The sequence below is a fragment of the Phenylobacterium sp. LH3H17 genome, from assembly GCF_024298925.1.
Classification (GTDB): domain Bacteria; phylum Pseudomonadota; class Alphaproteobacteria; order Caulobacterales; family Caulobacteraceae; genus Phenylobacterium.
The window spans coordinates 2,179,231-2,203,273 of sequence record NZ_CP101283.1 but is presented as its reverse complement, the minus strand read 5'-3'; the positions used below and the strand labels follow the sequence as shown (position 1 = coordinate 2,203,273).

Here is a 24,043-nt window from a genome sequence, read left to right as displayed (position 1 = left end):
CCCCGCTCCGCGGGAACAGGCCCGCCACATAACCCTGGGATGTGAATTGCGCCGAGTGCAATCAAAATCCGCGTTCGACGCTGAACATTAGGAACTATTGGGAGCCCTTCGCCTTCCTGGCGCTGGCGCTGGCGCTGGCGCTGGCGGATGGGGTGGGATTCGAACCCACGGTGGGCTTTCACCCACGGCGGTTTTCAAGACCGCTGCCTTAAACCACTCGGCCACCCATCCGGCGCGAACCAGCGCCTATAGCAGCGCGGGGCGGGGGGCTCCAAGCGCGCAACAGGATTAACGAATTAACCCTGTTCCTTAACCCTGGCTCAAACCCTTGCGCCCATGTTGGGCCCCGAGCATGGCGCTGGGGAGCGTTCGAGACAGGGAAGGGCGGTCTATGACCTGCATCCAGATTAAAGCGCGCAGCCTGGCCATGGTGCTGATGGGGAGTGCGGCGCTCGCCGCCTGCGCCACGCCTCAGCCGCGCTATTCGGCGCGGATGCCGACCGGCGGGCCGATCGCCTCGGGGCCTTCGCCCGGCGCCCAGCCCAACGGAGCCGGCGGCCGCTACAAGGTCGGCGCACCCTATCAGGTGGCCGGCATCTGGTACGTGCCCAAGGAAGAGCCGACCTACGACCAGCAGGGGATCGCCTCCTGGTACGGCGACGAGTTCCACATGAAGCCGACCGCAAATGGCGAGGTCTTCGACATGAACGCGGTCTCGGCGGCGCACACGACCCTGCCGCTGCCCTCCATGGTGGAGGTGACCAACCTCGACAACGGCAAGAAGATGACCGTGCGCGTCAACGACCGCGGGCCCTTCGTCGGCGGCCGGGTGATCGACCTGTCGCGGGAGGCCGCGCGCCAGCTCGGCTTCGACCGCCAGGGCACGGCCAATGTCCGCGTGCGCTATGCCGGCCCGGCCGAACTCGGTCCGCCCGACGCCGGCCTGCGCCATGCGTCCTACGACGGTTCGCCGCCGCCGAGTTCGACGCTTCCGGCCGCGCCCATCCCCTACAGCGGTCTCACGCCGACGGCGGTCGCCTCGGCGCCGCTCGCGCCCATCGCCGCGGTCCAGCCGGTCAAGACTGTCCCTGCCACCGCGGGCGTCTATCGAGTCCAGGCCGGAGCCTTCGCGGAGGCCGCCAACGCCCAGCGGGTGGCGGACCAGCTGGCCGGGGCGGGCCCGGCGACCATCGAGCCGGTGCAGCGGGCCGACGGGGTGACCCTCTACCGGGTCATGCTGGCGGGCGGGGCCGATGAGGGAGCTGCCTGGAGCCTGCGCGACCGCGTGGCCTCCTACGGCTTCGCCGAGGCCCGCGTCGTTCGGCCCTTCTAGGGCGCTGGACAAAGCCGGCGAACCGGCCAATTTGGCCGCGTGGCACGTGGTCGGTTCATCACCTTCGAAGGCGGCGAGGGCGCCGGGAAATCGACCCAGGTCAGGCGCCTGGTCGAGCGCCTGCGCGTGGCCGGCCACGATGTGGTCGCCACCCGCGAGCCCGGGGGCTCCACGGGCGCGGAGGCGATCCGCGACCTGGTCCTGAAGGGATCCGCCGACCGCTGGAGCCCGGTCACCGAGACCCTGCTGATGTACGCCGCGCGGCGCGACCACATTGAGCGCGCCATCGCGCCCGCCTTGGAGCGGGGCGCCTGGGTGGTCTGCGACCGCTTCTTCGACTCCACCCGGGCCTATCAGGGCGGGGCGGGCGGCGTCGCGCCCGGCCTGATCGCAGCGTTGGAGAACCACGTGGTCGCCGACGTGCGGCCCGACCTGACCCTGATCTTCGACCTGCCGGTGGCCGTAGGCCTGGCCCGGGCCGAAACCCACGCTGCCGCCGCCGGTCACGCCGAGACCCGGTTCGAGTCAAAGGGCGCGGCCTTCCACGAACGCCTGCGCGCCGCCTTCCAGGCCATAGCCGCGGCCGAGCCGGACCGCTGCGCCCTGATCGACGCGGCCGACACCATCGAAGGGGTCGAGGCCCAGGTCTGGGCGGCGGTCGCCGATCGGCTGGCCATCCATGGCTGAGGACCATCCCCGGCTGACCTTCACCCTGCAGGGCCACGAGATCGCCGAGACGGCCTTCGAGGACGCCCGCGAGCGGGGTCGACTGCACCACGCCTGGCTGCTGACCGGGCCGGAAGGGGTGGGCAAGGCGACCTTCGCCTATCGCGCGGCCCGCCGACTGCTGGGCGCGCCGCCCGAGCCGAGCTACGGGATCCTCGGCGCCTCGCCCGACCATCCGGTCAGCCGCCAGATCATCGCCCACTCCCATCCCGATATCCTGGTGCTGGAGCGGATCGGCGAAGACGGCAAGCCGCGCAAAGTCATCCCGGTCGACGAAGCGCGCAAGCTCTCGGAGTTCTTCTCCAAGTCGCCGGCCACCTCGCCGCACAGGGTGGCGATCATCGACGCCGCCGACGACCTGAACGTCAACGCCGCCAACGCCGTGCTGAAGACACTGGAAGAGCCGCCGTCGCGCGGCATCCTGTTGCTGGTCTCCCATTCGCCCGGGCGGCTGCTGCCCACCATCCGCTCGCGGTGCCGACGGCTCGCCTTCCACGCCCTGCCGGAGGCCGACGTGGCGTCCTTCGTCCAGGCGCGGACCGAAGCCAACGCCGAGGACGCCATCCGGGTGTCGCGGATGGCGGGTGGCGCGCCCGGCCGGGCGGTGGCCCTCTATGCGGCGGGCGCGGTGGCCATTGATGACGCGGCGCGCGAGATCCTGCTCAACCTGCCCAAGGTCGACGAGGGCATGGCGCTCGCGCTCGCCGACCGGTTCCGCGGCGGGGAGGGGGCCCAGCAGTTCGCCCTGCTGATTGAGCGCCTGGCCGAGCGGGTGCACGGCCAATTGCGGCGCCAGGCGGCCGAGGGCTTCGGCGGCCTTGATCGCTGGGCCGCGGCGTGGGAGACGCTGCAGCGCCTTCCGCGCGAGGTGGAGGCGGTCAATCTCGACCGCGCGGACGCCTTCTTCTCCGCCCTAACCGAACTGCGCGACGCCGCCCGCGCCTGAGACCCCATGCTGATCGACAGCCACGTCAATCTCCACGCGCCGCAATTCGACGAGGATCGCGAGGCGGTGATCGCCCGCGCCCGGGCCGCCGGGATCGGGCTGATGGTCAATATCTGCGACAAGATCCCCAACTTTCCCAAGGTGCGGGCGCTGGCCGACCAGCCCGACATCTGGTGCACCGTGGGGGCGCATCCGCATGAGGCCAAGGACCATACTGACCTGACCACGGCCCAGCTGGTGGCCCTCGCGGCCGACCCGCGCGTGGTGGGGATCGGCGAGACGGGGCTGGATTTTCACTACGACCTCAGCCCGCGCGAGATCCAGGCCGACGTATTCCGCCAGCACATCGCCGCGGCCCGAGAGACCGGCCTGCCGCTGGTGGTCCACACCCGCGAGGCCGACGCGGTCATGGGCGACATGCTGGAAGAGGCGTATGGCCGCGCGCCGTTCAGGCTCCTGATGCACTGCTACACCTCCGGGGCGGAACTGGCGGCGCGGATGGCGGCGATCGGGGCCTGGTTTTCGGTCTCCGGCATCGCCACGTTCAAGGCAGCCGAGGACGTCCGCGAAATCATCGCCGACATGCCGGCCGACAGGATCATCGTGGAGACCGACTGCCCCTATCTGGCCCCGGTCCCGCATCGCGGCCGGCGCAACGAGCCGGCCTATCTGGCGCCCATCGTTCACAAGCTGGCTGAGATCCGCGGCTGGACGCCGGAGGCGGCCGAGCGCCGCACCGAGGACGCCTTCTTCGACCTGTTCGACCGGATTCCGCGGCCATGAGCGGCACTCTTGAGTTCACCATCATGGGCTGCGGCTCCTCGGGCGGGGTCCCCCGCGCCGACGGCGACTGGGGCGCCTGCGATCCGGCCGACCCGCGGAACCGCCGCCGCCGCTGCTCGCTGCTGGTCCGGCGCAGGGGGGAGCGGGCCGAGGATGAGACCACCCTGGTTGTCGACACCTCGCCCGATCTGGTGTGGCAGACCTCAGATGCGGGGGCCAAGCGCCTCGACGGCGTGCTCCTGACTCACGACCACGCCGACCAGACCCACGGCATCGACGACGTCCGCGCCTTCGCCATCCGTCAGCGGGCGCGGATCGCCTGCCACGTGGACGCGCCCACGGCCGCCAGCATGCGGCGGCGGTTCGGCTACATCTTCGAGGGGGAGGCGGCCTATCAGGCCATCGCCGAGCTACACGAGATCCCGCATCACGGTGAGGCATGGGCGGTTCACGGGCCGTCGGGCGCCATTCCGGTCGTGACCTTCGACCAGGACCACGGCGCGGTGAGGTCTGTGGGCTACCGCTTTGGCGACGTGGCCTATTCCAGCGACGTGGTCGATCTGGACGGAGCGGCGCTCGAGGCGCTGGCCGGTCTCGACGTCTGGATCGTCGACGCCCTGCGCTGGCGGCCGCACCCGACCCACGCCCACGTCGAGCGGACTCTGGAGTGGATCGAGCGGCTGAGGCCGCGCCGGGCGATCCTCACCAACATGCATATCGATCTCGACTACGCCGCCCTGGCCGCGCAGCTCCCGCCAGGGGTCGAGCCCGCCTTCGACGGCCTGAGGTTCGAACATGAACTGAACGGCCATTATCGATGATAAATACGCCACTTAGGCTGGGATTCTTGGCGTCGAGAAACGGCTCTAGTCTGAGGGCAATCGTGGCCGCCATCGAGGCCGGGACCCTGGCCGGCGAGGCGCGCCTGGCGGTCAGCAACAACCGCGCGGCCCAAGCCCTGGAGTTCGCCCGGGCGCACGGCGTCCCGACGCAGGTCATCACCACTCAAACCGATCCGGACGCTGCGGACGCGCAGCTTTGCGCGGCGCTGCAGGCGGCCGGGGTCGAGCTGGTGGTGCTGTCGGGTTATCTGCGCCGGCTGGGCCCGCGCACGCTAGGCGCCTATCGCAACCGGGTCCTGAACATTCATCCCGGCCCGCTGCCGCGCTTCGGCGGGGAGGGGATGTATGGCCGCCGAGTGCATGAGGCGGTGATCGCCGCCGGCGCGGCGCAGAGCGGCGTCACCATCCACCTGGTCGACGAGATCTATGACAACGGCCCGTTGATCGCCGCCCGCGCCGTTCCCCTGGCGCCCGACGAAACCGTCGACAGCCTGGAGGCCCGGATCACGGAACTGGAGCCGCGTTTCTTCGTCGACACCCTGCGGCGCGTGGCCAGCGGCCAGCTGGTCCTTCCCGACTAGCCGGCGAGGGCCGGTTCGGCGCGCGCCGGCACGGGCAGGGTGTAACCCGCAGCCTTGGCGCGCTTCTCGCCCTTGGCGATTTCCCGCTTCAGGTCGGCCACATAGGCGTTGAAGTCGACCTGGATGGTATGGCGCTTTGACGGATAGTACTGGCCCAGGTGGCGTTGCTCGTCCTGGGCCGTGACCCGGCGCATCTCATCGGGGGAGGGCGGACGATAGCGCCCAGCCAGGTAGGCCGCCGCCAGCTTGGCCTGCTGCTCGGCGAAGTTCACCAGGGTGGGCAGGGGCTGGGCGAGCGCCATGTAGAACAGGTTCGGGACATCTGGCTTCATCATCCGCTTGAACAGCGGCAGCCGGTGATCGGCGTCCGGAACCAGGTCCGGATCCTCGAAGAACGGAAAGCGCATGTCATAGCCGGTGGCGAAGACGATGGCGTCCACATCCTCCACGCTGCCGTCGGCGAACCGCACCTGCCTGCCTTCCAGGCGCTGGATGGCGGGCTTGAACTTGATGTCGCCGCAGCCGGCCCGGGTCAGGAACTCGCCGCTTACGGAAGGATGGGCTTCCAGGGGCTCGTGATCGGGCTTGGGCAGGCCGTAGTCCTCCATCCGCCCCAGGGCCTTCTTGATCACCCCGCGCGCCATGGCCAGGCCCAGCTTGCGCGGGATCCAGGCCGGGGCGCTGGCCTTATCGGCGGGCTTGCCGTTCATGTACTTCGGCAGCACCCAGACGCCCCGGCGGGCCGAGACCCACAGATTCCTGGCGATCGGGCGCTGGGCGAGCTCGGAGGCGATGTCCATGGCCGAGTTGCCCATGCCCACCACCACGACGTTCTTGCCGCGCATGTCCACGGGATCGAACGGGTCGAAATAGGCGTGGCTGTGGAAGGCCGGGCCGTCGAACTCGCCCTCGTATTCCGGGATGCGCGGGCTCCAGTGATGACCGTTGCAGACGAACAGCGCGTCGTAGGTGCGGGTCTCGCCGGTCGACAACGTCACCGACCAGAGGCCCTCGGCCGTGCGCCTGGCCTTCTCCACCGCGGTGTTGAAGGTGATGGTCTCACGCAGGCCGAAGTGGTCCACATAGTCCTTGAAGTACTGGTGGAGCTGGGCGTGGTGAGGGAAGTCCGGCCAGTCGGTCGGCACGGGATAGTCCTCGAAGGCCAGCCGCCATTTCGAGGTGTCGATATGCAGGCTCTCGTAGCAGGCCGACATGCCGTTGGGGTTCTTGTAGTACCAGTTGCCCCCGACCTCATCGGAGATCTCGAAGCAGTCGTAGGGGATACCGAAATCCTTGAGCCGCTTGGCGGTCGTGAAGCCGGAACATCCCGCGCCGATGATGCAGGCCTTGGGCAGTCGCGGTTCGGCCACCTGGCTAGCTCCCTGGATTGTCATTGTGCCGGGAGCCTAGCAGGGAGGGCAGGGTGGTAAAGCGTGCCCCAACGTCAGGCCCATGATGTGCTAGGTTTGTCTGTTCAGGTCTGCGGGGCCAAGGGCCATGCCGGACATCTTCATCTCGTACGCGAGATCCTCCGCCGCCCACGCCAAGCTGTTGGGCGAGGTGCTCCGCGGGGCGGGCTATGAGGTGTGGCGCGACGATGAGTTGCCCCCGCACCGATCCTACGCCGAGGTCATCGCCGAACAGCTGGACTCCGCCAAGGCGGTGATCGTCCTGTGGTCGGCCGACGCCATCCGCTCCCAATGGGTGCGGTCCGAGGCCAACCGGGCGCGCGAGTGCGGGAAGCTGGTTCAAGTCGTGTTGGAGCCCTGCGTCCCGCCCATGCCCTTCGACCAGATCTACTGCGCCGATCTGGCGGGCTGGGGCGGCGAGGGCGAGGGGGGCGAATGGAACAAGGTCCTGGCCAGCATCGCCGAGCTGGTGAAGTCAAAAGCCGAGGGGCCCGCCGCCTCACCGGCGGCGAATTCTCAGACGTCTCCAGCGGCCAGCCATGCCGCCGACAGGGCGTCGGCGACCCCGGGCAGACCGTCCATCGCCGTCCTGCCTTTCAAGAACATGAGCGGGGACCTGCAGCAGGACTATTTCGCCGACGCCATGACAGAGGACCTGGTGACGGCGCTGTCGCGATGGCGTTGGTTCTTTGTCATCGCGCGCGAAAGCAGCGCCCGCTACGGCGTCGGAGAAGCCGACATCGGCCGCGTCGCCCGCGAACTGGGCGTTCGCTACGTACTGCAGGGGGCCGTGCGCAAGCTGGCTGCGCGGGCGCGGGTCACCGCCCAGTTGATCGACACCGCGACCGAAACCAACGTCTGGGCCGAGCAGTACGACCGCGACCTGGTCGACATCCTGGCCCTGCAGGACGAGATCACCGAGCAGGTGGTGGCGGCCATCGAACCCGCCATGCTGATCGGCGAGAGCTTTCGCGCCGCTCACAAGGCCGTTAACGATTTCACGGCCCTGGACTGCTTCTACCGGGGCATGTGGCACCTGAACAAGCTCACCGAGGAGGGTGACGCCGAGGCATATGCCTTGTTCAAGGAGGCGATCCGCCTGGATGGCGACCTTTCTCTAGGCCACATCGGCCTGGCCCGGGTGCTCTACGGCCAGGCGATCTTCGGCATTTCCAGCGACCCGACGGCGACCCTGCGTGAGGCCAGCGATGCGGCGTTGCGCGCCATCACCCTCGATCCCCGCGACGCCTACGGCTATTTCGCCCTGTCGGGGGCGGCCCTGTACCTGGCCGACCATCGCGGCGCGCTGGCCAACGCGCGCCAGGCGGTGCGGCTGAACCCCAATTTCGCCTATGGCCACTATCGGCTGGGACAGGTGTTGATCTTCAGCGGCCAGGCCGAGGCGGCGATGGAGCCCATCGAGCGAAGCCTCCGCCTCAGCCCCTTCGATCCGCAGCTTGGACCCATGCGCGAAACCCTGGCGCTGGCGAACTACTACGCCGGCCGGTACGAGGCCGCCATCGAGCAGGCCAGTGAAGCGACCCTGCCCACCGATCCCTATGCCTCGACCGTGCTGGCGGCGAGCCTGGCGCGGCTTGGGCGGTTGGAGGAGGCGGCCATCGCCTACGCCAAGGCCCGCGCCACGCCGGTGTCGCCCCGCCGGCCGCGCGCCGCGCCCTATGCCGACGGACGGCAACTCGACCATCTGCGCGAGGCTCTGCGGCTCGCCGCCGCCGGAGTCGCAGCCAGCTCCTAGGCCGACGTATCGCCGCCCGTATCCAGCGGATGCCGATCCGCCGGATAGCGGCTCTTGATGAGGACGGTGATCCCGCCGCGGGTCTCGTCGGTGTCCGGCGCCTGCCAATAGGTGGCCTCGAAGTCGTAGCCGGGCGCCCAGGCATAGGTGATCAGTGTGGGCGGCGAGGTCCGCAGCGCCGAGTAGATGGTGCTGCGCAGGCCCTCCTGAATTGCCGGAGGAATCTTGCGGATATAGTTCCGGAAGGCCCGATGCTCGACACTTCCAGGCTCGGACACGATCTCGGCGAGCGCCTCGTCAAGCGGACGGTCTGGCCCGAAGGCGTCGATCCGCTCCACCCGTTTTGAGATTTCATGCCTGTTGAAAGCAGTGTTGAGGTCGGAAAGCAGCGTCTGGAACCTGGGCATGGTTGACCCCCAATCGCGCGAAATTAAGCTGTCGGCCACGAGCAGAGGCTAGGGCCGGACACCCTGGAATTACATTGTTCTTCCGATCCGCCGTCAAACAACTTGTGGTGTCCGCGTCAAATCTGGCCGCTGTCGGCCATGTTGTTAGCAGTCATTAAGACCGGAGCCGCGTGATCTGCCGTGGTCGCCGCCGCCACAGCCGCGGCGTTGTAGTTTGAACCAAGATCGCGGAGCATCACTCAGCGGTGTCACCCGCACATGCCTGCAATTTCCGATAATCTTCCTTAGGCGCAATTGATATACGGTCATTCGGCTACGAATTCGCCGCCTTCTCCATGTCGACGGTGTTCAGCGGGATCGTCTCGTGCGGATACACGCGGACCTCCGACCAGCCCCGCGACGCGTAGAATTTCCGGGCCCTGGTGTTGGGTTCGAGGCAGCGCAGGCGCGCAACCGCGAATCCGCGAGCGAAGATCTCCTGCTCCAGCCGGGCCAGCAGTCGGGTTCCCGCGCCCAGTCCCTGAGCTGAAGGATGCACCCAGAGATCGCTAAGGACGTCATCGCGGGTCAGACCGACGCCGACGATCCTCCCGTTGAGGCATGCGATGCGCGCGGCCGTCCAGGCCTCGTCCCACATCGAAAGCGGCTCCGAGCTCCACAGCCCGCCATAGGTCGCTTCCAATGACGCCTGAACGCAGTCTTTCAGTTGCGTCTGATCCGCGATAACGGCCTTTCGGATCTGCATTTCGTCGGATTCCGTATCGACCCACCAGGTGCGACAACCAGTTGGTTCAGCATGGCAGTTGAGATCAAGATCCTCCAGTCCGGCGATGAGGCCGTGCTCAGCCGTGTGGCCGCGGAAGTGTTCGACAACCCCGTGGATCCGGCCCTCGCCCGGGAATTCCTCACCGATCCCCGCCACCACATCGCGGTCGCGGTCGACGACGGCCTGGTGGTGGGCTTCGCTTCGGGCGTCCACTACGTCCATCCCGACAAGCCGGCGGAGCTCTGGATCAATGAGGTCGGGATCGCTGCCAGTCACCAGGGCCAGGGTCTTGGCAAGATGGTGATGCGCGCCCTGCTCCAGGTCGGCCGCGACCATGGCTGCGTCGAGGCCTGGGTGCTGACCAATGTCGGCAACACCGCGGCCCGGGCGCTCTATGTCTCCGTCGGCGGGACCGAGGGCGCCGACGCCAGCGAGGACGCCGCGATCGGCTACGCGTTCGAACTCTAGGCTGGCCTGCGGGACGGAGACCCCCATATGGAGCGGATGACACCCCTCTCCGTCCTCGATCTGTCGCCCATCGTCGAGGGCGGCGACGCCGCCCAGTCGTTCCGCAACACCCGCGACCTGGCCCAGCACGCCGAACGCTGGGGCTACAAGCGCTATTGGCTGGCCGAGCATCACAACATGACCGGGGTGGCCAGCGCCGCCACCGCCGTGATCATCGGCCATGTGGCGGAGGCGACCACCACCATCCGGGTGGGGGCCGGCGGCGTCATGTTGCCCAACCACGCGCCGCTGGTGATCGCCGAGCAGTTCGGCACCCTGGCCTCGCTCTATCCCAACCGGATCGATCTGGGCCTGGGCCGCGCGCCGGGTTCGGACCAGGCCACGGCCCGCGCCCTGCGGCGCAACCTGGCCACCGATGTCGATCAGTTCCCCCGCGACGTCATCGAGCTGATGGACTATTTCCGCCCCGCCCAGCCGGGACAGCTGATCCGTGCGGTGCCGGGCGCGGGGTTGGACGTGGAGTTCTGGATCCTGGGGTCGAGCACCTACGGCGCCCAGTTCGCCGCGGCGCTGGGCCTGCCCTACGCCTTCGCCTCGCACTTCGCCCCGGCCTATCTGGACCAGGCCCTGGCGCTATATCGCAGCCAGTTCCGGCCATCCGAGCATCTGGACCGGCCCCATGTGATGGCCGGCGTGAACGTGGTGGCAGCCGAGACCGACGCCGAAGCTCAGCGGCTCTTCACCTCGGTGAAGCAGGCCTTCATCAACCTGGGACAGGGCCGGGCCGGGCCCCTGCCCCCGCCGGTCGACGACCCAGAGGGCCGCCTGGACGAACTGGGCGGGCCGATGCTTCGCCAGGCGCTGAGCTGCGCTGTCGTGGGTTCGCGCCAGACCGTGGCGCGGGGCCTGGCGGCCTTCGTCGAGCGCACCGGCGCCGACGAGCTGATGGTCACCGCCCAGGTCTACGACCACGCCGCGCGGCTGGCCTCCTTCGAGATCGCCGCCCAGGCGCGCGACGATCTCGCGCGCCTGGAGCCGGCTCGCGCCTAGTCGGTCGTGTCGTCGATCGGAGCGTCGGGGCCGTTCTTTTTCATGGACTCGATGGCTTGCTTGGCGCTGGCCTTCGATGAGTAGCCTTCGGTCGAGAACATGACCTCGCTGTTGTACTTGAACTTGACCCGATACTCGCCGGCCTTGTCCTTGGAGATTTCGAACTTGTGGGCCATGCGAGGCCTCCTTCTTGTCGGTTGAGTTGATCGCTCGCGACGAGACTTGGCTGTCCGCCGCGAACCGTCAAGCCATCATCAGGCGACGCTGGCCGCCACACTAAGGCCACGCTTTGGGCATGCCTTTCGCTTCGGTCGTCGTGGGCCTATCTCTTATCGAACGCTGCGCTCGCCTTCGCACCGGAGCATCCCCATGCGCACTCTTCTCGTCACGGCCATTACCTTCCTCGGCCTGGCCGGTTCGGCCCTCGCCGAACCGCTCTCGACAGTCTCCAGCGTCCAGGTGACCGTCGGTCCCGAACTCGCCAAGAAGGCGGCCGAGGACTACGGCGTTCGCGACGTGGACCGCCTGGTCGCCGAGCTCCAGGCCGATGTGCGGCGCGAGCTGCAACGCACCGGTGTCCTGGCCGGCGGGCGCGTCGAACTCACCCTGACCGACGCCCGGCCCAACCGTCCGACCTTCAAGCAGCTCGGCGACCGCCCCGGCCTCTCCTACCAGAGCTTCGGCACCGGAGGGCTGGCGGTCGAGGGCAAGGCCATCTCCATCGACGGCGACGTCACGCCCATCCGCTACAGCTGGTACGAGTCGGATATCCGGGATTCGCGCATCGGCGGAACCTGGGCCGACGCAGAGCACGGCATCGACCGCTTCGCCTTCCAGCTTGGCCGCGGCAAGGTCTACGCACGCCGTTAGGGCTTGCCTGCCCCGGCGACGCGCGCTCTGATCGGGTCGCCGAGGATAAGGGCGCCAAGGGGATTGTTTTGTGATGACCGCGCCCATCGACCGCCTGCGAGCGATCATGGCCGCTCTGCGGACGCCCGAAACCGGCTGTCCCTGGGACCTGGAGCAGACCTTCGCCAGCATCGCCCCCTATACGGTGGAAGAAGCCTATGAGGTCGCCGACGCCATCGAGCGCGGCGACCTCACCGATCTGAAGGAGGAACTGGGCGACCTGCTGTTCCAGGTCGTGTTCCACAGCCAGATGGCCCAGGACCAGGGCGCCTTCGACTTCGACGACGTCGCCGCGGCCATCGCCGACAAGATGGTCCGCCGCCACCCGCACGTGTTCGGTGACGAGGGCTACCGAACCAGCGCCGAGCAGACGGAAGCCTGGGAGATAATCAAGGCCCAGGAGCGGGCGGCCAAGGGCGTCACGGTCAGCCTTCTGGACAATGTGCCGGTCGGCCTGCCGGCCCTGACCCGCGCGACCAAGCTTTCCAAGCGCGCGGCCTCGGTCGGATTCGTCTGGCCCACGGTCCAGAAGGTGGTCGAGAAACTGCACGAGGAAGTGGCCGAGCTCGAACACGAGATCGCCGCCGGCGACCTGGAGAAGGCCCGCCAGGAGCTGGGCGACGTGCTGTTCGTGGTCGCCAACATCGCCCGCACCCTGGACATCGAACCCGAGGACGCCCTGCGGTCGACCAACGCCAAGTTCGCGCGGCGCTTCCGCTTCATCGAGGCGGCGCTGGCCGAGCGCGGCAAGACACCCGACCAGTCCGACCTGGAGGAGATGGACGCCCTGTGGGACGCCGCCAAGGCGGCGGAGAAGGCGGCCGGCTGAGCGCGGTCAGTGGCGCAGCTCGACCTTCGGGAAGAGCTGTTCGAACTGGCCCAGGGCCTGGGGCGTCAGTTTCACCGAGAGCTGGACCCCGCCCTTGTCGTCGTCGTGGCGGCCCATCACCCGCCCGTTACGGTAGAGCCAGGCGATCGCCGCCCCGCCCTCACCCGCCAGCGTGGACACCTCAACCGGCTCGGCGTCGTCCACCAGGGCCGCGATCGTGGCGAGCAGGGCCTCGCAGCCCTCGCCGGTGACCGCCGAGACCAGAACCGCGGGCGGTTTCTGGCGGCGCGCGTCGCCGGCAAGGTCGTCGCGCAGGTCCTCGTCCACAAGGTCGCACTTGTTCCAGACCTCGAGGATGTTGCGGTCCTCGACCTTGACCCCCAGGCGCTCCAGCACCGTGCGCACGTCCTGGGCCTGGGCGGCGCTCTCGGCGCTCGCGATGTCGCGGACGTGAAGGATGACGTCGGCCTCCTTCACCTCCTCGAGGGTGGCGCGGAAGGACTCGACCAGTTCGTGCGGCAGGTCGGAGATGAATCCCACCGTGTCGGACATGATCGCCGGGCGCCCATCGGGCAGGTCCAGCATCCGCAAGGTGGGGTCCAAGGTGGCGAACAGCATGTCCTGGGCCACCACGTCGGCCTTGGTCAGCTGGTTGAACAGGGTCGACTTGCCGGCGTTGGTGTAGCCCACCAGGGCCACGGACGGGAACGGATGTCTCTGGCGCGCCCCACGCTGCAGGTTGCGGGTGCGGCGCACCTCCACCAGCTCGCGCTTCAGCTTGCCGATCTTCTCGGCCAGCAGCCGGCGATCGGTCTCGATCTGGGTTTCGCCGGGACCGCCCATCACCCCGAAGCCGCCACGCTGGCGTTCCAGGTGGGTCCAGGTGCGGACCAGGCGGGACTTCTCGTAGGAGAGCCTGGCCAACTCGACCTGCAGGCGGCCCTCGCGGGTCCGCGCCCGGCGGGCGAAGATCTCCAGGATCAGGCCGGTGCGGTCGATGACCTTCACCTTCCAGGCCTTCTCCAGATTCCGCTGCTGGACGGGGGTCAGGGCGTCGTCGACGACCACCACGTCGACCTCGAGCTCCTCGCAGAGCTTCTCGATCTCCAGCACCTTGCCCGACCCGAACAGGGTGGCGGGCGTGCGTTTGCGTAGCGGCACGATGATCGCGTCGCGGGTTTCGAGATCCAGCGCCAGGGAGAGGCCGATGGCTTCTTCAAGGCGCGCCTCGGCGCTGCGCGACGAGTCGCGCCCGTCCCGTTCGGGGTGAATGACGAGGGCGCCTTGCGGCGGGGCCTCGCGATCAACTGATTTTGACGTCAATCGGCTTCGTCTTCCGCCGGTTCGTACAGTTGCACGGGTTGGGCCGGCATGATGGTGGAGATGGCGTGCTTATAGACCAACTGGGACTGGCCGTCGCGACGCAGCAGCACACAGAAATTGTCGAACCAGCTCACCACCCCCTGCAGCTTGACGCCGTTCACGAGGAAGATGGTCAGGGGCGTCTTGGATTTGCGGACGCTGTTCAGGAACGTGTCCTGGAGGTTTTGCTTCTTTTCGTTGTTCGACATGGCTTTTCGCCCTTTTTTCTGGATCGAAGAGCAAGACGCTCTCCACACACAAGTTGAACGCTAGACCGTCCCGCATGACGGGCGCAATCGCGCGTGGGTCTTTAGATGGCTGTCGCCCTCGCGCGCTCGATATAGAGGCGACGGAGCTTCATCGCTATGGGTCCGACGGCGCCATTTCCCACCGGATGGTCGTCGACCTTGATCACCGGCAGCACCAGGGCGCCCGCGCCGGTGATGAAGGCCTCCTTCGCCGCCTTGGCCTCGGCGGGGGTGAAGGGCCGCTCGTCGACCTCCATCCCCTCCTCCCGCAGCACGTCCAGCAGGGTGAACCGGGTCACGCCGCGCAGGATGTTGGCGTTGGTGTCGCGCGTGCGCAGCCGCCCCTCGCCGTCGACGATCCAGGCGTTGGACGAGGCGCCCTCGGTGACGAAACCCAGTTCGTCGACGAACCAGGCCTCCACCGCGCCGCGCTCCTTGGCCGCCTGCTTGGCCATGGCGTTGGGCAGCAGGCCGACGGTCTTGATATCGCACCGGCCCCAGCGGTTCTCGGGCGTGGTGATCACCGCCACGCCCTTGGCGGCCTTGGCCTCGGTGGCGGCGCGGTCGATGGCGGAGACCGTGATCACCACGCTGGGCGGAACCTCGCCGTCCGGGAAGGCGTGGTTGCGCGGCGCGACGCCGCGGCCGACCTGCAGATAGAGCAGGCCTTCGCGCACCCGGTTGCGGCGCACCGCCTCGCGCAGGACGATGGTGAGCGCCGCGCGGCTCATGGGCATGGCGATCTTCAACTCGCCCAGGCTGCGCTCCAGCCGGGCGAAATGCCCCTCCGGGTCGGCCAGCTTGCCGTCGAAGAGGGCCCAGACCTCATAGACCGCGTCGGCGAGCTGATAGCCCCGATCCTCGATGTGGACGCAGGCGTCGCCGTGGCGCACGAAGGCCCCGTTCACATAGGCATAGCGCCCCATCACGCGTCTTCCTCTTCGACAGGCCGCGCGCCCGACAGGCCAAGCGACTTCAATTTACGGTGCAGGGCCGAGCGTTCCATGCCGATGAAGGCCGCCGTCCGCGAGATATTGCCCGAGAACCGCATCATCTGGGCGTTCAGGTACTCGCGCTCGAACACCTCACGGGCCTCGCGCAGCGGAAGGGCGATGATCCGCTCGGCGCCCAGCGTGCTCGGCTGGTCGCTGGGGGTGGCGTCGCCGGGCAGCATGTCGGCGCTGATCGCCTCCGACGGATCGCCCGAGGCCAGGATGAGCATGCGCTCGACGTTGTTGCGCAGCTGGCGCAGGTTCCCCGGCCAGGCCTTGACCTGCAGGGTGGCCAGGGCGTCGTCGGCCAGCCGCCGACGGGCCATGCCGCTGGCCTCGCAGATCCGCTGGATGAAGTAGTCGACCAGCTCGGGGATGTCCTCGCGGCGCTCCGACAGGCCAGGCACCGTCACCGGCACCACGTTCAGGCGATGGAACAGGTCCTCCCGGAACCGGCCGCCGGCGATCTCCTCTCGCAGGTCGCGGGAGGTCGAGGAGACCACCCGGACGTCGACCTGAACGTCGCTGTCGCCGCCCACCCGGCGGAAGCGCTGCTCGACCAGGACCCGCAGGATCCGGCTCTGGGTTTCGCGCGGCATGTCGGCCACTTCGTCCAGATAGAGGGTGCCGCCGTGGGCGTTCTCGAACACCCCGATCTTGGCGGGACGGCCGCCGGCGCCCTCCTCGCCGAACAGCTCCACGTCCATCCGCTCGGGCGTCATGCCCGCGGCGCTGATCACCACGAACTCGCCCTTGGCGCGGGGGCTGGCGTTGTGGATCAGCCGCGCCACCGTCTCCTTGCCCGCCCCGGGCGGACCGGCGATCAGCACCCGGCTGTTGGCCGAGGCCAGCTTGGCGATCAGGCCGCGAAGCTGCTGGGCGGCCACCGAGCGGCCGATCAGGCCCTCCGGCTGGATCGCCTGGGTGCGCAGCCGACGGTTCTCGCGCCTGAGGCCGCTGGTCTCCAGGGCCCGCTCGACGCAGAGCAGCAGCCGGTCGGACTTGAAGGGCTTCTCCAGGAACTCATAGGCCCCGCGCTTGATGGCGCTGACCGCGGTCTCGATATTGCCGTGGCCCGAGATCATGATCACCGGCAGGTCAGGGTCCAGCGCCTTGACCATGTCGAGCAGCTCCAGCCCATCCATGCCCCCGCCCTGCATCCAGATGTCGAGGATCAGCAGGGCCGGCTTGCGCGACTTGATCGCCGCCAGCGCGCTCTCGGAGTCGGTCGCCGTCCGGACGCCATAGCCTTCGTCGGACAGGATGCCGGCCACCAGTTCGCGGATGTCCGCCTCGTCGTCGACTACCAGAACATCAGCCGCCATCAGGTCACTCCTACGCCTTGCGCCGAGGTGGGGGCCGCGGGGGTTTTCACCCGCGCCGTCGTCGGGAATTTCAGAACCGCGCGCGCGCCTTGGCCGCTGAGCGCGTCGGTCAGTATCAGTTCGCCGCCATGGTCTTCCAGGATGCGCTTGACGATGGCCAGGCCCAGCCCCGTACCCTTTTCACGGGTGGTGACATAGGGCTCGGTCAGCCGGTCGCGGTCCTTGGCGGGCAGGCCTACGCCATTGTCCTCGACGACGATCTCCACTCCCTGCTCGCTCGACAGGAGCTGGGCTGTGACGTGTCCGCGGAGGTCGTGGGCGGTCGCCATACGGGCGCTCACCGCCTCCGCGGCGTTCTTCAGCAGGTTGGTCAGCGCCTGGGACAGCATCCGCCCATCGGCCAGCAGCGTGACCTCCGGCGCAGGCTCGATCATTTCCACGTCGATGTCCGGGCTAGCGACCCGCTGGGCGAACACCGCGGCCCGCAACAGCTCCACGGCGTCCTGCTCGGCGAACTTGGGCGCGGGCATGCGGGCGAAGGACGAGAACTCGTCGACCATCCGGCCGATGCCGTCCACCTGGCGTACGATGGTGTCGGTGCAGCGGTCGAAGACCTCAAGGTCCTCGGGCGCGACCCCGCCGCGGAACTTCCGGCGCAGCCGCTCGGCCGACAGCTGGATCGGCGTCAGCGGGTTCTTGATCTCGTGGGCGATGCGGCGGGCCACGTCGCGCCAGGCGGCGTTGCGCTGGGCAGAGACCAGGCGGGTGATGTCGTCGAAGGTGAGCACCAGGCCGCCCTCGGAGCGGCTGGCCCGGACCCTCAGGCGCCGCGTCTCGCGGTCGCGGGCGACATCGACCTCTTCCTCGGCCTCGCCGGCGATGAGGGCGTTCTCGGCGATCAGGGCGAACTCGGGCGCCACCTCGCTCAGCCGCCGCCCGCGCACCCCGCCGTCGCTGAGGTCGAGCAGCACCTTGGCCTGCCGGTTGGCCGCGGAGATGCGGCCCTCGGTGTCCAGGCCGATGACCCCGGCCGAGACCTCGGCCAGCACGGTCTCGATGAACATCCGCCGCTGCTCGGCCTCGTCGCCCGCCGCCTTGAGCGCCGCCTGCTGGGCCTGCAGGTCATGGGTCATGCTGTTGAAGGCCCGCGACAGGACCGCGATCTCCTCGGGGTCGTTGTCGGCGTCGACGCGGGCGTTGAGGTCGCCTCCGGCCACCCGCCCCGCGGCCTGCACCAGCCGCCCGACCGGGGCGGAGATGGCGTTGGCCGCGCCCAGGCCCAGCCAGACCGCGCCCACCAGGACCAGCATGGCCGTCTCCATGTAGGCGAGCGCGAACACCGTCTGGATCCGAGACCGGCTCTCAGCGGCCTCGCGATAGGCGGCCAGCGAGCGGTCGGCCTCCTGCAGGTGATTGACGATGCCCTTCTGTACGGGCCGGGTCACATAGAGGTAGCCGTCGGGATAGGCCGACAGCTTATAGAGCGCCCGCGTCAGGTCCGTGGTGACGAAGATGTCGCCCTCGTCGGCGGCCTTGAAACTCGGTTCCGGCGGGGTCACGAACCTCGGCGCGTCCACCGCCTCGGCGCGGGCCAGGATTCGGCCCTGCCGGTCGATCAGATAGGCGGCCGGAAAGGCGTGGTACGAGGCCTGGTAGGCCAGGAAGTGGCTGAAGGTGACGGGGCTGGCCTGCAGGGCCGGCGCAGCCCGGTTCAGGTCCACCGCCATCAGCGAGACGTGGTCGCCCACATAGCGCTTCTGGTCCTCGACATAGGAGCGGGCGACCGTGGCGGAATTCTCCATCACCGTCTGGACGCGCTCGGAAAACCAGTTCTCCACCCCGCGATTGACCAGCACGCCGTAGAACAGGGCCACCACCACGGCCGGGGCCACGGCGGCCAGGGCGAACAGGGTCACGAACCGCAGATGCAGGCGCGCGCCGGCGTCTTCCGATCGGGCCCGCAGCAAGGCCGCCAGCCGGACCCCGACCTGGGCGGCCAGGGCCAGGATCAGCACCAGGTTGAAGCCCAGGATCGCCAGGATGTTCTTGGACGCCGGCTCCAGGGGGCCGGTCTCGGGCGGCGAGGCGGCCAGCAGGATGGCCACCGCCGTCAACAGGGCGGCCAGGGCGTAGCCGCCGCCCAGCACATAGCGCGATTGCAGCGTCCGCCAGAGCCTTGCGGACGGGGTCGCCTCAGCACCGCCGTCTTGGACCAGAAACGCCATCACTGGCCGATCCTAGAGGGGACTGTACCCCAGGCGCAACAGTCATGTTGCGCTCAAGCTTCACCGTAGCGGATGGATCAGATGGTCGCGGCGAGACGGGATGACAAGCGGCGGCGGTTGGACTATCTGATCGTCCGATGATCCTCGCGGCCAACCAATATTCGTTTTGGTATTTTGGCTATTCCGACGCCCTGGGCGGAGGAAGGGGATCGCGTGACCTGACCAGACGGTCCTAGTCACAGCCCTTTTCAAGCCGCCAGGTTCTGGCGGCTTTTTTCATAAGCGCCGCCGGACCCGACCAACCCTCCGGAGCGCCCCATGCCCCATACGACCGACGACCTTCGCATCCTCGACATCAAGCCGCTGGCCCCGCCGGTGGCGGTGATGGCCGAGCTGCCCGCAAGCCCGCGGGCCGAACAGACCGTGACCCGGTCGCGCCGCGCCCAGCACGAGATTCTGGTGGGCCGCGACGACCGGCTGATCGTGGTGATCGGCCCCTGCTCCATCCATGATCCGGTCGCGGCCATGGACTACGCCCGGCGGCTGGCCGAGCAGCGCCAGCGCCTGGCCGGCGATCTCGAGATCGTCATGCGGGTCTATTTCGAGAAGCCGCGCACCACGGTCGGCTGGAAGGGCCTGATCAACGATCCGCGCCTGGACGGCAGCTTCCGCATCGACGAAGGCCTGCGCCTGGGCCGCCGGCTCCTGTGCGAGATCAACGAACTGGGCCTGCCTGCCGGCGTCGAGTTCCTCGATGTGATCACCCCGCAATACATCGCCGACCTGGTGGCCTGGGGCGCCATCGGGGCGCGGACGACGGAGAGCCAGATCCATCGCGAGATGGCCTCCGGCCTCTCCTGCCCGGTCGGGTTCAAGAACGGCACCGGCGGCGACCTGCGCATCGCCGTCGATGCGGTGAAGGCGGCCAGCCAGCCGCACCACTTCCTGGCGGTCGACAAGCACGGCCGCTCGGCCATCGCCTCGACGCGCGGCAACGAGGACAGCCACGTGATCCTGCGCGGCGGCAAGGTCCCGAACTATGACGCCGCCGGGGTGGCCGCGGCCGCCGCCGAGATGATCGCCTCGGGCCTCGCCCCGCGCCTGATCGTCGACGCCAGCCACGCCAACAGCCGCAAGGACCCCGCCAACCAGCCCGCCGTCGTCCGCGACGTGGCGGGCCAGGTGGCCGCCGGCGACAGCCGGATCGTCGGCGTGATGGTCGAAAGCCACCTGGTGGCCGGCCGCCAGGACCTGGTCGCGGGCCAAGCCCTGACCTACGGCCAGAGCATCACCGACGGCTGCATCGACTGGGCGACCTCGGTGGAGGTGCTGGACGACCTCGCCGCGGCGGTCCGCGCGCGTCGCGCGCATGGCCTGGGCGTCAGCACACAGGCGTTGGACGAGATGGCGTAGCGGATGCACTAACTCCTCCGCTCATCCCGACGAAGGCCGGGATGAGCGGAGTTCGTATAACGCCTACCGCCGCCCGCGGCTCATCTCCACGCCAAGGTCCTGGATCTTCTTGCGCAGGGTGTTGCGGTTGAGGCCCAGGATCTCGGCGGCGCGGACCTGGTTGCCCCGGGTCGCCGTCAGGGTGAGCTGGATCAGCGGGCGCTCGATCTCCTCTAGCACCCGGTCATAGAGGCCGACGGGCGGGATGCCGTCGGGCTGTTCGGCGAAATAGCCGCCCAGGTGGCGCTCCACCAGGGTCGCCAGGGTCACCGGCCCGTCGTGGCCCGGAATCACCGGCTGCTGGTCGGCGAGTTCACGCTCCACGATTCGGGCGCTGATCAGCTCCTCGCCATAGAGCGCGCAGATGCGGCGGATCAGGTTCTCCAGCTCGCGGACATTGCCCGGCCAGGCGTGCAGCTTCAGGCGTTCCAGGGCCGCGGCGTCGATGGTCTTGGACGGCAGGCCCTCGCGGTTGGCCCGCAGCAGGAAGGCCCGCGCCAGGTCCGGGATGTCGTCGGTGCGGTCCCGCAGCGGCGGCAGGCGCAAGGGCGCCACGTTCAGGCGGAAGAACAGGTCCTCGCGGAACAGCCCCTGCTGGATCAGCCCGCGCAGGTCGCGGTTGGTGGCCGCGATGATCCGCACATTGGGCCGCCGGCCCGTCCGGGGGTTCAGAGTCTGCTCCGATCCGTCGATCACCCGCAGCAGGCGGGTCTGGGCGTCCAGCGGCATGTCGCCGATCTCGTCCAGGAACAGCGTGCCGCCGTCGGCCTCCACCAGCTTGCCGTAGTCGCCGTCGTCCCGGCCGAACAGCTCGGCCTCGACCCGTTCTCGCGGCACGGCGGCCAGGTTGATGACCACGAACTTGCCGTCCTTGCGCCGGCCCATGTCGTGCAGGGCCCGGGCGACCAGCTCCTTGCCGGTGCCGCTCTCCCCCAGGATCAGGACGGTGAGGTCGGCCCCCACCAGGCGGGCGATGGTGCGATAGACGTCCTGCATGGGGCCCGAGCGGCCGATCAGCGGCAGGCGCTCGTCGCGCAGGGCGCGGGCCTGGGCCTTGGAGGCGTCGGAGTCGGCTGGCCGCGCCAGGGCCCGGCGCGCCGCCGAGGTCATGTCGTCCAGGTCGAAGGGCTTGGAGATGTATTCGAAGGCGCCCACCTCGGCGGCGTTGACCGCCGTCAGCAGGGTGTTCTGGGCGCTCATCACGATGACCGGCAGCTTCGGCCGCTCCTTGCGGATGCGCGGCAGGACGTCGAACACGTTCTCGTCGGGCATGACCACGTCGGTGACGACCAGGTCCCCCTCCCCGTCGGAGACCCATTTCAGCAGGGTCGTGGCGTTGCCCGTGGCGCGAACCTGGTAGCCCAGGCGGCTGAAGGCCTGGCTAAGGACCAGTCGGATGGAGGCGTCGTCGTCGGCGATCAGGATTTTCTTATTGGCGTTGGCCGCGACGTTCATGCGGTGATGTCCTCTTGAGAAGCGATGGGCAACAGCACGCGGAAGGTCGTGCGACCTGGCTCGGACTCGAAATCGATCAGGCCGCCATGGCCGGCCACCAGCTTGGCGACCAGGGCCAGGCCCAGGCCCGCCCCGTGGGTCTTGGTGGTGACGAAGGGCTGGAACAGGCTCTCGCGCAGGTGGCTCGGGACGCCGGGACCATTGTCCTGCACCCGGATCTCCAGCGGAGCCCCGCGCAGGGTCTGGCCCTTGGAGGCCCGAACCCGCACGCCGTGGCGGTAGGCGGTATGGACGGTGATCGCCCCCCGGCCGTCGCCCCGCGAATGGGCGGCCTCGGCGGCGTTCTTCACCAGGTTCAGGAAGATCTGGATCAGCTGGTCCTCGTCGCCGAAGGCCGGCGGCAGGGAGGGGTCGTAATCGTCGGTGAGCGACAGGCCGTCGGCGACCCCGTTGGCCGCCAGGGCCTTCACCCGGTCCAGGACCTGGTGGATGTTGACCGGCCGGCAGTCCGGCAGGGCGTCGTCCGAGAAGGCCTCCATCCGATCGACCAGCCGACGCACCCGGTCGGTCTCGTCGACGATGAGCTGGGCCAGCGGCGCGTCCTCGGCCTTGGCGCCGGACTTCAGCAGCTGGGCCGCGCCGCGGATGCCCATCAGCGGGTTCTTGATCTCGTGGGCCAGCATGCGTCCCAGCCCCACGATGGTGCGCAGGCCCGCGGCCTCCGCGCCCGTGTGTTCGCCGCCCAGCGACCCGCCCTTCACGTGCAGGGTCAGCAGGACCGAGCCGTCGCCCAAGGGGGCCGCCGCGCCGTCGGCTTCGAAGGACGGGTGGCCGAATAGGCTGATCTCCACCCCGCGCTCGCGGATCGGCGCGCCTTCCTCGATGGCGCGGTTCAGCAGCGACACCAGCGCCGATCCGGTCGGCAGGGCCGCGCCGAAGCGGCCCCGCGCCAGCAGGCTGAGGCCCGCCCCGAACAGCCGCTCCGCCGCCTCGTTCACGGCCACCAGGGCGCCGTCCCGGTTCACCACCAGCGCCGGTTCGGGGGAAAGGTCGAAGGCCTGGGCCTTCATCGCCTCCAGGTTCGCGCCGCCGGATGCGGATCTAAATTGACCGTTCATGCCGCCAATCTCGTCTGGGGATCGCGCCACAGCGCGATCAGGCCACGTTCGACCTCTCCCGGATCCTCCAGACGGCAGAGCGCGGATCGGGCGCTTCGCCGGGCCTCGGCCTCGTTGGGCCAGGGCGCGTTGTCGACATAGGCCGCCAGGTGCTTGCGGAAGATCCGCAGGCCCAGACGGTCGCCGTAGAACTTCAGACTGTCGTTGAAATGGTCCAGGGCGATGGTCAGCCGCGCTTCGGCCGCCGGAGCCACGAACATCCGTCCATCCAGGGCCGCCTCGATCTGGGCGGCGATCCAGGGCCGGCCATAGACGCCGCGCCCGACCATCACGGCGTCGGCGCCGGACGCCAGCAGAGCCGCCCGCGCGCTGTCGCCGTCGACGATGTCGCCATTGACCACCACTGGGATCGTGACTTCGGCCTTGACCGCCGCCACGGCCGACCAGTCGGCGGCGTCCTTGTAGAACTGGCTGCGGGTGCGGCCGTGGATGGTGACCGCCTTGACCCCCCGGGCCTGGGCGCGGGCGGCGATGTCGGGGGCGTTCTTGCTGGCCTGATCCCAGCCCAGCCGCATCTTCACCGTCACCGGGATGTCGGGAACCGCGTCCACCGCCGCGGCCATCAGGCGCTCGGCGAGGTCCGGATCGCGCATCAGGGCCGACCCCGAGAGCACACCGGTCACCTCCTTGGCCGGGCAACCGAAGTTCAGATCGATGATCTGCGCGCCGGCCTTGGCGGCCAACCTCGCGCCCTCTGCGATGTGGACAGGATCGCGGCCCACGAGCTGGACCACCATCAGCGGCAGTCCCTCCCCCACGGCGGCGCGGCGCACGACGTCGGGGCGGCCCTTGGAGAACTCCGCGCAGGCGACCATCTCGGTGGCCACATAGGCCGCGCCCAGCTTGCTGGCCGCGCGGCGGAACGGCAGGTCGGAAACGCCCGTCATTGGCGCGATCCACGCCCGGCCGCCGACTGCCACGTCTCCGATATGGAGCTTACTGCTCATTTCTTACGCACCCCGATCGCACCCTTTTTAGGCATATTGTGCGGCGCCGTAAAG

24 protein-coding genes and 1 tRNA gene are annotated in these 24,043 nt (G+C 69.0%); 12 read left to right on the top strand and 13 right to left on the bottom strand.

The window, feature by feature from the left end:
- Positions 1–141: 141 nt before the first annotated feature.
- A tRNA-Ser gene (locus M9M90_RS10885) sits at positions 142–231 on the bottom strand.
- 160 nt (positions 232–391) lie between these two features.
- Here M9M90_RS10885 and M9M90_RS10880 point away from each other — a divergent pair.
- The 6 genes from M9M90_RS10880 to M9M90_RS10855 are packed head-to-tail and all read left to right on the top strand — an operon-like array spanning position 392 to position 5,211.
- Entirely contained in the window at positions 392–1,333 is a 942-nt protein-coding gene (locus M9M90_RS10880; RefSeq protein WP_254833266.1) for a septal ring lytic transglycosylase RlpA family protein, read from the top strand.
- 39 nt (positions 1,334–1,372) lie between these two features.
- Positions 1,373–2,020: a dTMP kinase gene (tmk, locus tag M9M90_RS10875; RefSeq protein WP_254833265.1), complete on the top strand. Its 648-nt coding sequence runs from the start codon at positions 1,373–1,375 to the stop codon at positions 2,018–2,020.
- The gene (locus M9M90_RS10870; protein ID WP_254833264.1) at positions 2,013–3,005 is read left to right on the top strand and encodes a DNA polymerase III subunit delta'; all 993 of its coding nucleotides are present in this window, start codon (positions 2,013–2,015) and stop codon (positions 3,003–3,005) included. Before tmk ends, M9M90_RS10870 begins: the two co-directional genes overlap by 8 nt.
- A 6-nt stretch (positions 3,006–3,011) precedes the next feature.
- Positions 3,012–3,788: a TatD family hydrolase gene (locus M9M90_RS10865; RefSeq protein ID WP_254833263.1), complete on the top strand. Its 777-nt coding sequence runs from the start codon at positions 3,012–3,014 to the stop codon at positions 3,786–3,788.
- Positions 3,785–4,609, top strand: a complete 825-nt coding sequence (locus M9M90_RS10860) for an MBL fold metallo-hydrolase (protein WP_254833262.1) — start codon at positions 3,785–3,787, stop codon at positions 4,607–4,609. The genes M9M90_RS10865 and M9M90_RS10860 overlap by 4 nt, the downstream gene beginning before the upstream one ends.
- Positions 4,606–5,211 (top strand): phosphoribosylglycinamide formyltransferase, encoded by a 606-nt coding sequence (locus M9M90_RS10855; RefSeq protein ID WP_256549194.1) that lies wholly within the window; start codon positions 4,606–4,608, stop codon positions 5,209–5,211. Before M9M90_RS10860 ends, M9M90_RS10855 begins: the two co-directional genes overlap by 4 nt.
- On the opposite strand, the gene M9M90_RS10850 is transcribed toward M9M90_RS10855, so the two are convergent.
- Positions 5,208–6,605 carry an NAD(P)/FAD-dependent oxidoreductase gene (locus M9M90_RS10850; RefSeq protein WP_254833260.1) on the bottom strand — a complete coding sequence of 466 codons (1,398 nt, stop codon included), beginning with the start codon at positions 6,603–6,605 and terminating at the stop codon, positions 5,208–5,210. The genes M9M90_RS10855 and M9M90_RS10850 overlap by 4 nt on opposite strands.
- A gap of 103 nt (positions 6,606–6,708) precedes the next feature.
- Between M9M90_RS10850 and M9M90_RS10845 the strand changes: the two genes are divergently transcribed.
- Positions 6,709–8,376, top strand: a complete 1,668-nt coding sequence (locus M9M90_RS10845) for a TIR domain-containing protein (protein ID WP_254833259.1) — start codon at positions 6,709–6,711, stop codon at positions 8,374–8,376.
- Here M9M90_RS10845 and M9M90_RS10840 read toward each other — a convergent pair.
- Positions 8,373–8,783, bottom strand: a complete 411-nt coding sequence (locus M9M90_RS10840; protein WP_254833258.1) for a hypothetical protein — start codon at positions 8,781–8,783, stop codon at positions 8,373–8,375. The genes M9M90_RS10845 and M9M90_RS10840 overlap by 4 nt on opposite strands.
- 313 nt (positions 8,784–9,096) lie before the next feature.
- The gene (locus M9M90_RS10835; protein ID WP_254833257.1) at positions 9,097–9,528 is read right to left on the bottom strand and encodes a GNAT family N-acetyltransferase; all 432 of its coding nucleotides are present in this window, start codon (positions 9,526–9,528) and stop codon (positions 9,097–9,099) included.
- 51 nt (positions 9,529–9,579) lie between these two features.
- Between M9M90_RS10835 and M9M90_RS10830 the strand changes: the two genes are divergently transcribed.
- Both M9M90_RS10830 and M9M90_RS10825 read left to right on the top strand, forming a co-directional pair.
- Positions 9,580–10,017, top strand: coding sequence for a GNAT family N-acetyltransferase (locus M9M90_RS10830; protein WP_254833256.1), 438 nt, complete (start codon positions 9,580–9,582; stop codon positions 10,015–10,017).
- Between the two features lie 36 nt (positions 10,018–10,053).
- Positions 10,054–11,067, top strand: a complete 1,014-nt coding sequence (locus M9M90_RS10825; protein ID WP_254833255.1) for an LLM class flavin-dependent oxidoreductase — start codon at positions 10,054–10,056, stop codon at positions 11,065–11,067.
- On the opposite strand, the gene M9M90_RS10820 is transcribed toward M9M90_RS10825, so the two are convergent.
- Positions 11,064–11,243, bottom strand: coding sequence for a YegP family protein (locus tag M9M90_RS10820; RefSeq protein WP_254833254.1), 180 nt, complete (start codon positions 11,241–11,243; stop codon positions 11,064–11,066). The genes M9M90_RS10825 and M9M90_RS10820 overlap by 4 nt on opposite strands.
- Positions 11,244–11,436: 193 nt before the next feature.
- Between M9M90_RS10820 and M9M90_RS10815 the strand changes: the two genes are divergently transcribed.
- Positions 11,437–11,937 carry a hypothetical protein gene (locus tag M9M90_RS10815; RefSeq protein WP_254833253.1) on the top strand — a complete coding sequence of 167 codons (501 nt, stop codon included), beginning with the start codon at positions 11,437–11,439 and terminating at the stop codon, positions 11,935–11,937.
- 73 nt (positions 11,938–12,010) lie between these two features.
- Positions 12,011–12,805, top strand: a complete 795-nt coding sequence (gene mazG, locus M9M90_RS10810; RefSeq protein WP_254833252.1) for a nucleoside triphosphate pyrophosphohydrolase — start codon at positions 12,011–12,013, stop codon at positions 12,803–12,805.
- A 6-nt stretch (positions 12,806–12,811) separates the two neighbouring features.
- Here the strand turns inward: mazG and hflX are convergent, their stop codons facing one another.
- The 5 genes from hflX to M9M90_RS10785 form a co-directional block, all read right to left on the bottom strand.
- Positions 12,812–14,128 carry a GTPase HflX gene (hflX, locus tag M9M90_RS10805; RefSeq protein WP_254833251.1) on the bottom strand — a complete coding sequence of 439 codons (1,317 nt, stop codon included), beginning with the start codon at positions 14,126–14,128 and terminating at the stop codon, positions 12,812–12,814.
- The gene (gene hfq, locus M9M90_RS10800) at positions 14,125–14,376 is read right to left on the bottom strand and encodes an RNA chaperone Hfq (protein WP_254833250.1); all 252 of its coding nucleotides are present in this window, start codon (positions 14,374–14,376) and stop codon (positions 14,125–14,127) included. The genes hflX and hfq overlap by 4 nt, the downstream gene beginning before the upstream one ends.
- A 101-nt stretch (positions 14,377–14,477) precedes the next feature.
- Positions 14,478–15,341, bottom strand: a complete 864-nt coding sequence (locus M9M90_RS10795) for a D-amino-acid transaminase (protein ID WP_254833249.1) — start codon at positions 15,339–15,341, stop codon at positions 14,478–14,480.
- On the bottom strand, positions 15,341–16,732 hold the full coding sequence (locus M9M90_RS10790) for a sigma-54 dependent transcriptional regulator (protein WP_254833248.1): 1,392 nt from the start codon (positions 16,730–16,732) through the stop codon (positions 15,341–15,343). Before M9M90_RS10790 ends, M9M90_RS10795 begins: the two co-directional genes overlap by 1 nt.
- Positions 16,732–18,957, bottom strand: coding sequence for a PAS domain-containing sensor histidine kinase (locus M9M90_RS10785; RefSeq protein ID WP_254833247.1), 2,226 nt, complete (start codon positions 18,955–18,957; stop codon positions 16,732–16,734). The genes M9M90_RS10790 and M9M90_RS10785 overlap by 1 nt, the downstream gene beginning before the upstream one ends.
- Before the next feature lie 318 nt (positions 18,958–19,275).
- On the opposite strand from M9M90_RS10785, the gene M9M90_RS10780 reads away from it, so the two are divergent.
- The gene (locus tag M9M90_RS10780; RefSeq protein ID WP_254833246.1) at positions 19,276–20,370 is read left to right on the top strand and encodes a 3-deoxy-7-phosphoheptulonate synthase; all 1,095 of its coding nucleotides are present in this window, start codon (positions 19,276–19,278) and stop codon (positions 20,368–20,370) included.
- A 63-nt stretch (positions 20,371–20,433) separates the two neighbouring features.
- Here the strand turns inward: M9M90_RS10780 and M9M90_RS10775 are convergent, their stop codons facing one another.
- The 3 genes from M9M90_RS10775 to dusB are packed head-to-tail and all read right to left on the bottom strand — an operon-like array spanning position 20,434 to position 23,989.
- Positions 20,434–21,864, bottom strand: a complete 1,431-nt coding sequence (locus M9M90_RS10775; protein ID WP_254833245.1) for a sigma 54-interacting transcriptional regulator — start codon at positions 21,862–21,864, stop codon at positions 20,434–20,436.
- The gene (locus M9M90_RS10770) at positions 21,861–22,982 is read right to left on the bottom strand and encodes a nitrogen regulation protein NR(II) (RefSeq protein ID WP_254833244.1); all 1,122 of its coding nucleotides are present in this window, start codon (positions 22,980–22,982) and stop codon (positions 21,861–21,863) included. The genes M9M90_RS10775 and M9M90_RS10770 overlap by 4 nt, the downstream gene beginning before the upstream one ends.
- Positions 22,979–23,989, bottom strand: a complete 1,011-nt coding sequence (gene dusB / locus M9M90_RS10765; RefSeq protein WP_254833243.1) for a tRNA dihydrouridine synthase DusB — start codon at positions 23,987–23,989, stop codon at positions 22,979–22,981. The genes M9M90_RS10770 and dusB overlap by 4 nt, the downstream gene beginning before the upstream one ends.
- Positions 23,990–24,043: the final 54 nt, after the last annotated feature.

Coding starts and splice junctions, on each gene's coding strand:
- M9M90_RS10880 (WP_254833266.1), top strand. CDS start 392: ATGACCTGCATCCAGATTAAAGCGCGCAGCCTGGCCATGGTGCTGATG.
- M9M90_RS10870 (WP_254833264.1), top strand. CDS start 2,013: ATGGCTGAGGACCATCCCCGGCTGACCTTCACCCTGCAGGGCCACGAG.
- M9M90_RS10865 (WP_254833263.1), top strand. CDS start 3,012: ATGCTGATCGACAGCCACGTCAATCTCCACGCGCCGCAATTCGACGAG.
- M9M90_RS10860 (WP_254833262.1), top strand. CDS start 3,785: ATGAGCGGCACTCTTGAGTTCACCATCATGGGCTGCGGCTCCTCGGGC.
- M9M90_RS10855 (WP_256549194.1), top strand. CDS start 4,606: ATGATAAATACGCCACTTAGGCTGGGATTCTTGGCGTCGAGAAACGGC.
- M9M90_RS10850 (WP_254833260.1), bottom strand. CDS start 6,605: ATGACAATCCAGGGAGCTAGCCAGGTGGCCGAACCGCGACTGCCCAAG.
- M9M90_RS10845 (WP_254833259.1), top strand. CDS start 6,709: ATGCCGGACATCTTCATCTCGTACGCGAGATCCTCCGCCGCCCACGCC.
- M9M90_RS10840 (WP_254833258.1), bottom strand. CDS start 8,783: ATGCCCAGGTTCCAGACGCTGCTTTCCGACCTCAACACTGCTTTCAAC.
- M9M90_RS10835 (WP_254833257.1), bottom strand. CDS start 9,528: ATGCAGATCCGAAAGGCCGTTATCGCGGATCAGACGCAACTGAAAGAC.
- M9M90_RS10830 (WP_254833256.1), top strand. CDS start 9,580: ATGGCAGTTGAGATCAAGATCCTCCAGTCCGGCGATGAGGCCGTGCTC.
- M9M90_RS10825 (WP_254833255.1), top strand. CDS start 10,054: ATGACACCCCTCTCCGTCCTCGATCTGTCGCCCATCGTCGAGGGCGGC.
- M9M90_RS10820 (WP_254833254.1), bottom strand. CDS start 11,243: ATGGCCCACAAGTTCGAAATCTCCAAGGACAAGGCCGGCGAGTATCGG.
- M9M90_RS10815 (WP_254833253.1), top strand. CDS start 11,437: ATGCGCACTCTTCTCGTCACGGCCATTACCTTCCTCGGCCTGGCCGGT.
- mazG (WP_254833252.1), top strand. CDS start 12,011: ATGACCGCGCCCATCGACCGCCTGCGAGCGATCATGGCCGCTCTGCGG.
- hfq (WP_254833250.1), bottom strand. CDS start 14,376: ATGTCGAACAACGAAAAGAAGCAAAACCTCCAGGACACGTTCCTGAAC.
- M9M90_RS10795 (WP_254833249.1), bottom strand. CDS start 15,341: ATGGGGCGCTATGCCTATGTGAACGGGGCCTTCGTGCGCCACGGCGAC.
- M9M90_RS10790 (WP_254833248.1), bottom strand. CDS start 16,732: ATGGCGGCTGATGTTCTGGTAGTCGACGACGAGGCGGACATCCGCGAA.
- M9M90_RS10785 (WP_254833247.1), bottom strand. CDS start 18,957: ATGGCGTTTCTGGTCCAAGACGGCGGTGCTGAGGCGACCCCGTCCGCA.
- M9M90_RS10780 (WP_254833246.1), top strand. CDS start 19,276: ATGCCCCATACGACCGACGACCTTCGCATCCTCGACATCAAGCCGCTG.
- M9M90_RS10775 (WP_254833245.1), bottom strand. CDS start 21,864: ATGAACGTCGCGGCCAACGCCAATAAGAAAATCCTGATCGCCGACGAC.
- M9M90_RS10770 (WP_254833244.1), bottom strand. CDS start 22,982: ATGAACGGTCAATTTAGATCCGCATCCGGCGGCGCGAACCTGGAGGCG.
- dusB (WP_254833243.1), bottom strand. CDS start 23,989: ATGAGCAGTAAGCTCCATATCGGAGACGTGGCAGTCGGCGGCCGGGCG.